Annotated in this window: 9 protein-coding genes, 1 tRNA gene and 1 pseudogene; 9 read left to right on the top strand and 2 right to left on the bottom strand. The window is 43.4% G+C overall.

Annotation, left to right across the window (positions count from 1 at the left end):
* Positions 1 to 23 precede the first annotated feature (23 nt).
* A complete protein-coding gene (locus C3420_RS09860; protein WP_171294462.1) occupies positions 24 to 1,292 on the top strand; it encodes a GGDEF domain-containing protein in 1,269 nt (422 codons plus the stop codon).
* Positions 1,293 to 1,358: 66 nt separating this feature from the next.
* On the opposite strand, the gene argG is transcribed toward C3420_RS09860, so the two are convergent.
* Positions 1,359 to 2,699, bottom strand: a complete 1,341-nt coding sequence (gene argG, locus C3420_RS09855; RefSeq protein WP_004810660.1) for an argininosuccinate synthase — start codon at positions 2,697 to 2,699, stop codon at positions 1,359 to 1,361.
* A gap of 504 nt (positions 2,700 to 3,203) precedes the next feature.
* On the opposite strand from argG, the gene lldP reads away from it, so the two are divergent.
* The 8 genes from lldP (at position 3,204) to C3420_RS09815 (ending at position 13,385) form a co-directional block, all read left to right on the top strand.
* Positions 3,204 to 4,865 (top strand): L-lactate permease, encoded by a 1,662-nt coding sequence (lldP, locus tag C3420_RS09850; protein ID WP_103800405.1) that lies wholly within the window; start codon positions 3,204 to 3,206, stop codon positions 4,863 to 4,865.
* 21 nt (positions 4,866 to 4,886) lie between these two features.
* The gene (lldR, locus tag C3420_RS09845) at positions 4,887 to 5,630 is read left to right on the top strand and encodes a transcriptional regulator LldR (protein ID WP_004810656.1); all 744 of its coding nucleotides are present in this window, start codon (positions 4,887 to 4,889) and stop codon (positions 5,628 to 5,630) included.
* A 3-nt stretch (positions 5,631 to 5,633) separates the two neighbouring features.
* The gene (lldD, locus tag C3420_RS09840; RefSeq protein ID WP_103800404.1) at positions 5,634 to 6,788 is read left to right on the top strand and encodes an FMN-dependent L-lactate dehydrogenase LldD; all 1,155 of its coding nucleotides are present in this window, start codon (positions 5,634 to 5,636) and stop codon (positions 6,786 to 6,788) included.
* A gap of 156 nt (positions 6,789 to 6,944) precedes the next feature.
* Entirely contained in the window at positions 6,945 to 8,639 is a 1,695-nt protein-coding gene (gene dld, locus C3420_RS09835) for a D-lactate dehydrogenase (RefSeq protein WP_103800403.1), read from the top strand.
* A 234-nt stretch (positions 8,640 to 8,873) separates the two neighbouring features.
* Complete coding sequence (locus C3420_RS09830) at positions 8,874 to 9,227, top strand: hypothetical protein (protein WP_008303621.1); 354 nt, start codon at positions 8,874 to 8,876, stop codon at positions 9,225 to 9,227.
* Positions 9,228 to 9,334: 107 nt separating this feature from the next.
* Positions 9,335 to 11,371 (top strand): NADPH-dependent 2,4-dienoyl-CoA reductase, encoded by a 2,037-nt coding sequence (locus tag C3420_RS09825; RefSeq protein ID WP_103800402.1) that lies wholly within the window; start codon positions 9,335 to 9,337, stop codon positions 11,369 to 11,371.
* Between the two features lie 87 nt (positions 11,372 to 11,458).
* Positions 11,459 to 11,549 (top strand) — tRNA-Ser (locus C3420_RS09820).
* A 159-nt stretch (positions 11,550 to 11,708) separates the two neighbouring features.
* On the top strand, positions 11,709 to 13,385 hold the full coding sequence (locus C3420_RS09815; protein WP_228152958.1) for a hypothetical protein: 1,677 nt from the start codon (positions 11,709 to 11,711) through the stop codon (positions 13,383 to 13,385).
* 28 nt (positions 13,386 to 13,413) lie between these two features.
* On the opposite strand, the pseudogene C3420_RS17255 reads toward C3420_RS09815, so the two are convergent.
* A pseudogene (locus C3420_RS17255) lies at positions 13,414 to 13,528 on the bottom strand (IS5/IS1182 family transposase); the annotation flags it as partial.

The raw sequence follows: 13,528 nt of genomic DNA, 5'->3' as shown, positions 1-13,528 counted from the left end.
AAAAAATTACATACATGCTTGCCATGGAATATAAGTATAATTTAGCAAAACTGCAGGATCAAAAGGAAAAAGTCGAAGAGCTTATTGCTGGGCAGAAATTGAGCCGAGTTTTTCCTCAACCGCTTGAAGATGAATTCTGGACCAAAAATCTGGAACGTGCCCGTAAGCACACCGATCAGTATGTCTGGGCAGGATTATTAATCTATTTTATCGGCATCCTTATCCTTATTCCTACCGATTACTGGATCATCGATAAACAATATTTTGTACATGATTTTGTATTGTCTTTAATAGGTATTATTAATGGCGGAATTAGTTTATTTGTTTTCTATTTATTCTCAAGTTTAGAACGCTTAAAACCTTTTTTTCAGCCTGCTTCACTGGTCTTGATATTCTGGGCACTGGTTTCAACTTCATGTCTGACTATGTCTATTCAGACCGCAGCCTTGCAACATCAATCCATGGCAATTGTCACCATTATTTATGTGCTGGGTTATATCCTTACTGGTGTCAAGCCGATTCAGATGATGATCACTGGTGTATTGGCAGCTGGAACTACGATTATTTGCCTGACCCTGGTTGGGGCTAACTTTAATCTTTTGGTATTTGGCCGAATTCTGTTGGGAAGTTGCCTGCTCGGTTTTGTTATTAGTCATATGATTTTTGCACGTGAACGGATGATTTTTCTTTATTCCATGCGGGCGCGGATCAGTGAGCAGATTCACCGGATTCACAATACCGAACTGTTACATCTGAGCCAGCATGATGAGCTGACCAAAATCTCGAATCGCCGTACCTTTGATGAAATGCTGGAAATTTACTTTTCTACCGCTCAGCGTCAGGAAAGCTCTTTGGCTATTTTATTTATCGATGTAGATTTCTTTAAGAACTATAACGATTTTTATGGACACCAAAAGGGTGATAATGTGATTTCGACCATCGCCAAAACTATCAAGAATGCGATCCGGCATATGGACTTTGTTGCACGTTATGGAGGTGAGGAGTTTGTGGTGCTGCTTCCAGAAACTGATGCGCATGGGGCTTATGCAGTATCTACCAATATCTTTAAAGCAATTGAACGTCTGGAAATACCACATGAAAAATCTTTGGTATCCAAGCAGATTACGGTAAGTCTAGGCATTACGGTTTATCGTGGTGAGCAAGCCATAACCAAAGATGAATTACTTGGCATTGCAGATCAGGCACTGTATCGTGCCAAGCAACTGGGGCGCAATCAGATTTATTATCAGAGCATTGCTTCGGCAAATTCAAAACCGCTGCATATCAGTTAAATTTTTCCTGAATTACAGACAATAAAAACCGCGCAATTTGCGCGGTTTTTTTGACACAACTAAAACTTAGTTTTTGTCTTTTAATTGTGGAACAGCTGAACCGGTACCTACTGCAAGTAAACCCGCACCTGTGTAGATACCCAGTTTTGCACGCGTATCCGTAATGTCCAGGTTACGCATAGTTAACTGACCGATACGATCCATTGGCGAGAACATTGAATCACCTTTTTCCATCGTTAAGCGTTCAGCTTCGTATGTCAGGTTTTCAGATTCAGTGTTCATAATCGTGTAGTCATTACCACGACGTAGTTCTAAAGTTACAGTACCTGTAACCGCTTTCGCAACCCAACGCTGAGCAGTTTCGCGAAGCATAAGCGCTTGAGAATCGAACCAGCGACCTTGGTAAAGAAGACGACCCAAACGAAGACCGTTGATACGGTATTGTTCAATGGTGTCTTCGTTATGAATACCCGTCACCAGACGTTCATAAGCAATGTGAAGCAGCGCCATACCCGGAGCTTCGTAAATACCACGAGATTTCGCTTCAATGATACGGTTTTCAATCTGATCCGACATACCTAGACCATGACGGCCACCGATACGGTTCGCTTCAAGAATGAACTCAACAGGATCTTCGATACGTTGACCGTTGATTGCAACTGGGAAGCCTTCTTCAAAAGTGATCGACACTTCTTCAGGTTTGATTTCAACTTCTTCTTTCCAGAACGCAACACCCATGATTGGGTCAACGATTTTGATGCCTGCATTCAGGTATTCAAGATCTTTGGCTTCGTGAGTTGCACCTAACATGTTTGAGTCAGTTGAGTAAGCTTTCTCTTTTGACATTTTGTAGTCAAAGCCGTTGTCGATCAGGAACTGAGACATTTCAGCACGGCCACCAAGCTCGTCAATAAACGTCTGGTCTAACCAAGGCTTATAGATTTTAAGATTTGGGTTAGTCAACAAACCATAACGGTAGAAACGCTCGATGTCGTTACCTTTATAGGTTGAGCCATCGCCCCAGATGTTCACGTCATCTTCTTTCATTGCGGTAACAAGCATTGTCCCTGTTACTGCACGGCCTAGTGGCGTTGTGTTGAAGTAAGGAACACCACCAGTTGAGATGTGGAACGCGCCACATTGAATTGCAGCAATACCTTCTAATGCAAGCTGTAAACGGCAGTCAATTAAACGTGCTTTTACTGCGCCATAGGCTTCAGCTTTCTTTGGAATGGCATCGTAATCATCTTCATCAGGCTGACCCAGGTTTGCAGTATATGCATAAGGTTCTGCGCCTTTTTGTTTCATCCACAATAGGGCTGCTGAAGTATCTAGACCACCAGAAAAGGCAATACCAACTTTTTTGCCTACAGGTACATTCTGTAAGATAGTTGCATTATCAGACATTGTTAATCCTAACGATAGAATAATATAGGCACCACTTATATTGGTGGCCAAGGAGAATTTTGAATGCAGATATTGTAACACCTTTCAAATGGCAAGTTTTCGCAAAAAAAATGCAAAATTTAAAAAATAGACAAAAAAATAAACAATCTAATGCAAAGAGAGCCATCACAAATGGCCTTGAATTAGCCAAATCCAGGGTTTTAAAGCGGACTAAGACTAAAGTTCTATAGGCTTCATTTTATCTCAACTTTTGCTCCTTTCAACCTGTTAAATACCGGATGTTGCTTAGCTTTCGCTCATATTGAATTCCATCTTTTAATATAAAAAATTGGTCATACCAATTATATTTTAATGATTTAACTGTTGCGGTATTTTAAATATTTCATTAACTTTGGCTGGATAAAAGACCGAGATTGGTCTGTTTAATGTTAAATTGGTCATACCAATAATCTTTTGGACATGTCCTGTAATGAAATAATAAACAAGCATTTCAAGGAGTAGAGAATGCTTCAACAGTGGCAACAAATTTACGATCCAATCGGAAATATCTGGATTTCCAGCGCGATCGCCCTTATTCCAATCGTATTCTTTTTCCTTGCTCTTGCTGTTTTCAGAATGAAGGGCAATGTAGCAGGAACGATTACTGTGGCTTTGGCATTTCTGGTGTCAATGTTCCTCTACAAAATGCCAGTCACTATGGCATTGGCTTCCATGGTCTATGGGTTCTTCTACGGCTTGTGGCCGATTGCCTGGATTATTATTGGCGCCGTATTCCTTTACAAGATTTCAGTGAAGACCGGTCAATTTGACATTATTCGCTCATCGATCCTGTCATTAACCGAAGACCAGCGTTTACAAATGTTATTGGTCGGCTTCGCTTTTGGTACTTTCTTGGAAGGTGCTGCAGGCTTTGGCGCACCGGTTGCGATTACTGCTGCATTATTAGTAGGTCTTGGATTTAAACCGCTGTATGCTGCGGGTTTATGTCTGATTGTGAATACTGCACCTGTGGCTTTTGGTGCGATGGGGATTCCGATTATTGTCGCTGGTCAGGTATCAGGCGTAGACACCATGGAAATCAGCCAGATGGTAGGACGTCAATTGCCAATCATGGTACCCATTGTACTGGTGTGGATTATGGCAATCATGGATGGCTGGCGTGGTGTGAAAGAAACCTGGCCTGCAATTTTAGTCGGTGGTGGTTCTTTTGCCCTGGCGCAGTTCCTGACTGCTAACTATGTGGGTCCTGAATTACCCGATATCACTGCAGCGATTGCATCTTTGGTGAGCTTAACGGTATTACTCAAGTTCTGGCAGCCAAAACATATTTTCCGTTTTGATAATGAACAACAAGTCGATAGCAACATTGCTTTGGCAAGCCAGCAAAAATATAGCATCGGTCAAATTATTAAAGCGTGGTCGCCATTTGCGGTACTGACTGCCATGGTAACTTTATGGAGCATCAAACCATTTAAAGATCTGTTTGCCAAAGATGGGGCTTTAAGTGATTTAGTAATTTCCATTAAAGTGCCTTTCCTGCATCAAATGATTCAAAAGTTGCCGCCGGTGGTCGCTGAAGCGAAAGACTACGACGCGATCTATAAATTTGACTGGTTGTCAGCGACGGGTACAGCGATCATGATCGCTGCAATCATCACCATCATTTACCTGAAAATGAAACCGAAAGACGCAGTAGCGACCTTTGCTGAAACGGTAAATGAGCTGAAAACACCGATTTACTCAATTGGTATGGTATTGGCATTTGCTTTCATTGCCAATTATTCCGGTTTGTCAGCAACCTTGGCATTAGCCCTGGCACATACCGGACAAGCGTTTACGTTCTTCTCACCATTCCTGGGTTGGGTTGGTGTATTCCTGACAGGGTCTGATACTTCAGCAAACGCATTGTTCTCGGCTCTACAGGCAACTACGGCCCAGCAGATCGGTGTACCTGAAGTATTACTGGTGGCTGCGAATACCAGCGGTGGTGTAACCGGTAAAATGATTTCACCACAATCGATTGCAATTGCCTGTGCCGCAGTAGGTCTTGTCGGTAAAGAATCGGATTTATTCCGCTTTACCGTAAAACACAGTATCACCTTCACGGTGATGATCGGTATCATTATCACCTTACAAGCTTATGTGTTCCCATGGATGATTCCATAACACCATACTGAGGGCGATGCAATGAAAGTCTCTGATAAAGTCGTACAAAGTCTGCGTAATCTGATTGAAAAAAATCATATGCAGGTCGGGGACCGTTTGCCCGCAGAACGTAAATTATGTGAACAGTTAGGTGTGTCGCGCTCTTCGTTGCGAGAAGCGCTGCAACATCTGGTTAGCCAGGGCATGCTGGTGAGCCGTGTTGGTGCCGGTACTTATTTGCAAGAACTGCCGAATCACTGGTCACAGCATCATATTGTGCAGCCTTTAAGTGACCTGATGGATGTCGATCCTGAATACCGTTTTGATGTTCAGGAGTCTCGTCTGATTCTGGAAGGCGGTACAGCCTGGTATGCGGCACAGCGCGCCACACCCGATGATATAAAAAAAATCAGACAGTGTTATGACCAGATTGCACATTATCAGCTGTTGGGTGATGACGATGAAGCAGCCCGCGCAGATGCCCGTTTTCATCTTGCCATTGCCGAAGCATCGCATAATGTGGTGCTGATCCAGTTGATGCGCAGTCTGTTCGACCTGCTGCAATTTAATGTGGTACTCGGACGACGCAAGGTCTATTCCGAGGCCCACCGTTTTGATCAGTTGCAGGACCAGCACTTTAAGGTGATGGCCGCAATTGAGCGTCAAGATCCAGAAGCTGCACGTCAGGCAGTTTGTGGACACATTGAGTTTGTCATTCAGCAAGTACGCACGATTGATGAGGATGAAGCCCGTCAGCAGCGTATGAGCCGATTAAACAGGATCTAAATTATGATTATCTCTTCTGCAAATGATTACCGTGAAGCCGCACGACGTCGTCTTCCACCATTCCTGTTTCATTATATTGATGGTGGTGCTTATGCAGAATACACGCTGAAGCGCAATGTAGAAGATTTATCAAAAGTAGCGCTGCGTCAACGTGTCCTGAATGACATGTCAGCGCTAAATCTGGAAACTAAATTATTTGATGAAACCCTGTCGATGCCGGTGGCCTTGTCACCTGTAGGCTTGACCGGTATGTATGCACGTCGTGGGGAAGTGCAGGCAGCCGTTGCGGCAGACCAAAAAGGTATTCCATTTACGCTCTCTACAGTGTCTGTGTGTCCAATCGAAGAAGTGGCACCGGCGATCCAGCGCCCAATGTGGTTCCAGCTCTATGTCCTGCGTGACCGCGGTTTTATGAAAAATGCCTTGGAACGTGCCAAAGCTGCGGGTTGTTCAACGCTGGTCTTTACCGTGGATATGCCAGTGCCGGGTGCACGTTACCGTGATGCACATTCTGGCATGAGTGGACCAAATGCAGCGATGCGCCGTTATATGCAATCTTGCATGCATCCACACTGGGCTTGGAATGTCGGCTTGATGGGCCGTCCACACGACTTGGGTAATATCTCGAAATACCTTGGTAAACCGACAGGTCTTGAAGATTATATCGGCTGGTTGGGTGCCAACTTTGATCCTTCTATTTCCTGGAAAGATCTGGAATGGATCCGTGACTATTGGGATGGTCCAATGGTGATCAAAGGGATTCTGGATCCTGAAGATGCTAAAGATGCTGTGCGTTTCGGTGCGGATGGCATCGTAGTATCCAACCATGGTGGTCGTCAGCTAGATGGTGTGTTATCTACCACACGTGCCTTGCCACCAATTGCTGATGCGGTAAAAGGTGAACTGAAAATCCTGGTCGACTCTGGTATCCGTAATGGTCTGGATGTGGTGCGTATGCTGGCAATGGGTGCGGACACCTGTATGCTCGGTCGGGCCTTCGTTTATGCATTGGGTGCTGCAGGCGGTGCAGGTGTCAGCAACCTTCTTGATCTGATCGACAAGGAAATGCGTGTTGCCATGACCTTAACAGGGGCCAAGACCATTGCTGACATTACACAGGATTGTCTGGTCAAGCTGGATCGCGAAATTTCACAATAAAACCAATCAGGATGACGACTCAACATGATCGTCATCCTAGAGCAATGCGGAACAACAGAATTGCTGCTATTTCATCTATTCAAGATTAAAAATCCAAAACATGCTGATGGCTGACTTTATAAAAAGATAGCCATAAAAATGAAACGGGGCTCCACTATGCAAAACTCATTTGACGCTACTGCGACCTTAAACAAACTGGTTGCTGTGGTCGGCCAGCAACATGTGTTGACCGACGATAATGATACGCGTCTGTATCGACAGGGCCGACGCTATGGTTCAGGTGAGGTGTTTGCGGTCGTCACTCCGGGTTCATTGCTGGAACAATGGCAAGTCCTGCAAATTGCTGTTGCAGCCGACTGTATCGTGATTATGCAGGCTGCCAATACCGGTCTGACGGGTGGTTCAACACCGTTTGGTGAATATGACCGTCCGGTGATTGTGATGAGTACTCGCCGTCTGGCAGGCATTCAGGTGATCCAGGAGGGCAAACAGGTTGTCTGTTTGCCGGGTGCAACACTGGATGCACTGGAAAAACAGCTAGTGCCATTTAACCGTGAACCGCATTCGGTGATTGGTTCATCCTGTATCGGTGCTTCGGTGCTGGGTGGCGTATGCAATAACTCCGGTGGAGCCTTGGTTCGCCGTGGGCCGGCCTATACTGAACTGGCATTGTATGCGCGTGTCAATGAACATGGCGAACTGGAGCTGGTGAATCATCTCGGTATCCATCTGGGTCATAGTCCGGAAGAGATTCTGAAAAATCTGGAGCAGAAACAATATAATGAGCAGGATATCCAGCAGCAGGAACATCGCTGTGCTTCCGATCATCGTTATAGTCAGGATGTGCGCCAGGTTGATGCTGATACTCCGGCACGTTTCAATGCAGATCCAAGCCGTCTGTTTGAAGTCTCTGGTTCTGCGGGCAAGGTGTGTGTTTTTGCAGTACGTCTGGATACTTTTGAAAAAATCCCAAGCCAAGTGTTCTATGTCGGCACTAACTCGCATGATGACCTGACGGAAATCCGTCGTTTTTTGCTCAAAGATCTGCCGCGTCTGCCGATTGCTGGAGAATATATTCACCGTGTGGCTTATGACATCGGTGCGGAATACGGCAAAGACACTTTTATGTTCATTGAAAAATTTGGTACTGCCAAAGTGCCTGCCGCATTTGCCATGAAAGACAAGGTTGATGGGATATTGCAGAAAATGGGGCTACGTGGTTTAAGCGACAAAATTCTGCAAATGATCAGTAAAATGCTGCCATCACATTTGCCAAAACGCATGAACGAATACCGTGATCTGTATGAGCATCATCTGATTCTCAGAATTGAAAATCAGGATGTGGTACAGGTACAGGCATTCTTTGAAGGCTACTTTAAGGCCCATCCGACCGGGAATTATTTCCTGTGTACTGAAGAAGAAGGTCGCAAGGCCTTCCTGCACCGTTTTGCCGTAGCAGGTGCAGCAATTCGTTACCGTGATACCCATTTAAGTGAAGTGGAAGATATTGTGGCGCTGGATATTGCGCTGCGTCGGAATGACCGCCAATGGGTAGAAACTCTGCCACAGGAGATGGAAGAGCAGATCTTACATAAACTTTATTATGGTCACTTCCTGTGCCATGTATTTCATCAGGATTATATCGTGAAAAAAGGGGTTAATCCGCTGAAAATGGAACATGCCATGTGGAAGCTGCTGGATGATCGTGGTGCGGAATATCCAGCTGAACATAATGTAGGACATCTCTACATTGCCAAACCGGCATTAAAAAACCATTACCAGAAGCTGGACCCGACCAATAGTTTTAATGTCGGTATTGGGCATAGCTCAAAGCTGAAATACTGGAAATAAGCAGGAAAACTGGGAATAACAACAATAACAATATGATCTGGCCTACCTCATGCAGTGCTCGCACTGCATTTTTTTATCTATAAAACATTGGAAAAATACAGGTTGTACGGATGTTGCCATAGATCGAAAAACTACTGATTTAGATCCAGTCTTGGGTTTTAATATGCCAGGTAGAGATCATGATCTGGTCCTGATACGATAAAACTAACAATAACAATTTTTTAGGAATCTCTTATGAATTCAAGTATCACCCCGCCACAGCTGCCACGACTGCATGAGCGTAATCAGACTTTGTCTGTATTGCATGGCATTTATGCCGGCCTGTTGATCTTTAGTGGCGCAGTATTTCTTTATCTTGAATCTCAGCAAAGAACCGCTTCAACCATCAGCTTGGGATTTGTCATTCTATTAATGCTGGTATTGATCTATTTCAATATTCAGGCAGCTCTGAAAGTTAAGAAAGGTCAGGGCGAGGGACGTACACTTTCCCGAATTATGGCGGTGCTGATGCTGTTGAGTTTTCCTGTAGGAACAGTACTGGGGGCAATTGCATTATGGAAAAGCTCGGCGAAACAGTGGGAGGCCTGAGTTGACCTGAGAAAGCAATAATTTTGTAAAAATGCCATAAACAAAAATAAAAAACACGCTAGAGTAATATGCAACAAGTTGCAAAGCCATCATCAAAGGGAATAGCCATGACAACGACTCGTTATGCGAATATTTTAAAACCGCTTCATCTGGGATTTACCACGATTAAAAACCGGGTGGTGATGGGTTCAATGCATACCGGGCTGGAGGATCGTTTCTATAATTATCCCAAACTGGCAGCTTATTTTGGCGAGCGTGCCAAAGGTGGGGTAGGGCTGCTCATCACGGGTGGTATTTCTCCAAACCGTCAGGGCTGGTTACTGCCTGCAGGTGGAACCATGAATACCTTGGGAGATATTGCTCCGCATCGACTGGTAACCCATGCCGTGCATAAGCATGGTGCCAAAATCCTGTTGCAGATCCTGCATGCCGGCCGTTATGGCTACCAACCTTTTGTGGTTTCAGCGAGTCCAATCAAGTCACCGATTTCTCCTTTTAAACCACGCCAGCTTTCAGAAAAACAGATTCTGGATACTATTCAGGACTATGTAAAAACTGCCAGTCTGGCAAAAAAAGCCGGCTATGATGGTGTGGAAATCATGGGTTCAGAAGGTTACCTGATTAACCAGTTCCTGAGTCGTCATGTTAATCAGCGTAATGATCGCTGGGGTGGTTCGATCGAAAACCGGATGCGTTTTGCGGTGGAAATTGTCAAAGCGATTCGGGCCGAGATTGGTGAAAAATTTATTATCTGCTTCCGTCTGTCTTTACTGGATCTGGTGCATGATGGCAATACCATGCAGGAAGTCATTACCGTCGCTAAAGCATTAGAGAAGACCGGAATTACTTTACTTAATACCGGGATCGGCTGGCATGAAGCACGTATTCCAACCATTGTTACGTCTGTGCCACGAGCTGCTTTCGTCGAGTACACTGCAGAAGTAAAGAAAAATGTTACTGTTCCGGTGATTGCATCGAATCGTATCAATATGCCAGATACTGCTGAAGAAATCCTGGCATCAGGGCAGGCGGACATGGTGCAAATGGCACGTCCTTTACTGGCAGATGCTTTCTGGGTGAATAAAACAGCGACCAACCGTGTTGATGAGATCAATACCTGTATCGCCTGCAACCAGGCTTGTCTCGACCATACGTTTAAAAACCAGCGTGCTACCTGTTTAGTGAATCCGCGTGCTGGATATGAAACTGAACTGGTTTATGTCAAAACCAAAAAACCGAAACGGATTGCAGTTGTGGGTGGTGGCGTTGCAGGTATGTCAGCGGCAACGGTGGCTGCCGGACGTGGTCACGAGGTGACCCTGTTTGAAGCGACGAACGATGTTGGTGGCCAGTTCAACCTGGCCAAAGTAGTGCCAGGTAAAGAAGAATTTCATGAAACCATTCGTTATTTCAAGGTTCAAATAGAAAAGACAGGGGTTGAATTACGTCTGAATACCAGGGTCAATCGTGAACAGCTGGAACGTGAAGGTTTTGATGAGGTGATTGTAGCGACTGGTGTTGTACCACGCGCCTTAAAGATCGCGGGTAGTGATGCGCCACAGGTCTTGTCCTATACCGAAGTGTTGAATGGAGCATCTGTCGGAGATCGAGTTGCCGTGATTGGTGCAGGAGGGATTGGTTTTGATGTATCTGAATTTTTGCTAAAACCGCCATTGCAACCCCAGCCAATGCCTGTAGAGGAATGGAAGCGTGAATGGGGAGTAGATCCAAATCCAAATTATGTAACGGAAGGGGGGATGCAGCCTGCGGAGGTTGAAGCACCAGTCCGGGAAATTTATCTGCTCCAACGTAAAACCACACCACTTGGTGCTGGTCTAGGGAAAACCACAGGCTGGGTACATCGCGCACAATTGAAAAAACATGGTGTACGTATGCTGCGTGGGGTGCAGTATAAGTCGGTTACTGATGAAGGCTTATGGATTGAAGTGGACGGACATGACCAATTGCTACGCGTAGATACGATTGTGGTATGTGCCGGTCAGGAATCAGTGAAAGAAATCATGCCTGTTGAAGGTCAAAAAACTATAGCCAAGTATCATATTATTGGCGGTGCCAAACTGGCGGCAGAGCTGGATGCCAAACGTGCGATTCGTGAAGGTGCTGAACTGGCAGCCAGATTGTAAGGATTTGATGAAACTATATGCAGTTGATTGCATTCACTGTAATTTTCACTTGTCAGGTGAGGAAAAGCTCCGTATGATGGCGCACATGGAAGCGTGGCAGAGCGGTTTAATGCACCGGTCTTGAAAACCGACGAGGGCTTATACCCCTCCGTGAGTTCGAATCTCACCGCTTCCGCCAAATTACAAGCACTGAGCCCTGACATTGTCAGGGCTTTGTTGTTTTTGGCGTTTATGCAACGTAAGCCTATAGTAAACAATAAAAAGTATATTTAACTTATTGAAATCATCTATTTCACCTCTATCTATATAAATAATTTACATTAAAAAGAGCACCTTAATGATGGGTATTCCAGAACAGGAAGAATATAGAACTAGGCTTAAAGAAAGGTTGAAAATTCTACAAAAAAATCTTGAAGCTGGAAAAATTCACGTCGCAGAACATCTAAGAGACTCCATAACAAAAAGTCTGAGTAATATTAGATATGATGATAAAGGAGAAATCATACTGGAATCGGTAGATGCCAGTATTAGATCAATGGCATTGGTAGTGGAACAATTAGATACAAGAGATAAGTTAAAAAAGAAATATTCTTTATTTGAAATACAAAATTTATATTTCGACTTTATTTTTACTAATTTTGATCATTTTTATCAGCAGATGTTAAAAGCAAATGTAACACCAGGTCATATTGCCGAATTCTTATCCAGTAAACCAAGCTTCGTAAATTCAATTATTAAGCAATTTCCCGATTTTCTTGAAGCTATTTATGAATTTTGGAGGAATTTAGGCGATATTGCTTATTGGCATATGGAAGATAGTCATGAACAAATAACAGGGGTGTATGGTGGAGATTTATTTCCTGCTCATGATGAAAATATAGCATCAAAATGTGGGATTTATTCAGATACTATTGTGCTACCTGATCCTTTTGTACGATCAAAAATTGTTTTTGAACATTATCCTGATGATAGAAAAGTTTATTACTTAATAAAACATGCTATGAATATTCTAAAATACAGGGATTTAGCATGTGTTGAGAATGGTAAGCCGATTGTAGTTATCTTACCTGACATGCCTAATTTGGAAGATAATGGTAGAGACTTTCTTAATCATATAGCTAATCTTGATGCACTAATACATGCAGAAAAAATATTCGGTAGAAAGTTTGAGAGTATTGAGGAGTTTACAGAGTTCTGCATAAGTTTGGATACTGTTGAAAATACAATTAAGGAAATCAAAGATCCAAATAGAGTGCTATTTGATAGTGAATGGAAAGAACCATTGCATACACAATTTAACAGGGCATTAGGTTCTGATGAAATGAAAGCAATTGGTAGAGGAGAGCCAGGGTTATTAATTTTCAATCAAGCTCTTGGAAGAATGAGTGTAAGTAATGAGCTTTTGCTTAAAGCAAGACAATTATCAGGAACCCCTATCATGGATGTGGAAACATCTTGGAGGTTCTTAAATTGGAAGTTGGAGTATGATGCTGGTCAAGCTCAAGAATACTATCATTCGGGAGATCTTCATATTCTTAAAGGCTTAACAGATTTATCTCAAACAGATTTGCCTTGGCTCGGTAATATTCCTTCGGAATCTTTATTGGAACTTAGAAAACAAGGAGCACTTGAAGAAATTAGAAATATTTTGGGTAACAATATTCAAGAGTTAGTTCATACTAACCCCACGAATTCTTTTAGAACAAGGGATCAAATTTTAGAAAATATTGAAAACAGTTTTGAAAATCATAGAAAAAAACTGGATGAGTTAAAAGCTAAAAATTGGAAATTTGCTGGACATGATATTGGTTCTTGGATTGTAATGGGCGGGATTGAAATTAGTGCTGCTTTGACTGGTACACCTGCATGGGGAGTGGCTGCATTAGTGGCAAATCAATTTCTTGATGCACCTAAGCTAAAAGAAATACCTCACAGATTTCAAAATTTGATTCAACAAAACAAGGAAATACATCAGTCCCCTGTGGGAATGCTTTTTAAAATTAGTAAATCTTAGTAATACAGTTATTGCCTAGGGCGTGTCCTCATTTGGCTTTACACCAAATAAACATGCAAGCAATGTAAATCATAGACTGGTAATTTCGTGCAAGCTTATCAAATCGGGTTGCAATCGCTCGGAAATGTTTTAATCTCGAAAAT

Origin of the sequence: Acinetobacter sp. ACNIH3 (genome assembly GCF_002918965.1) — a bacterium.
GTDB lineage: Bacteria > Pseudomonadota > Gammaproteobacteria > Pseudomonadales > Moraxellaceae > Acinetobacter > Acinetobacter schindleri.
The sequence above is the reverse complement of the archived record's forward strand: the minus strand, read 5'-3'. Positions and strand labels throughout refer to the sequence as shown.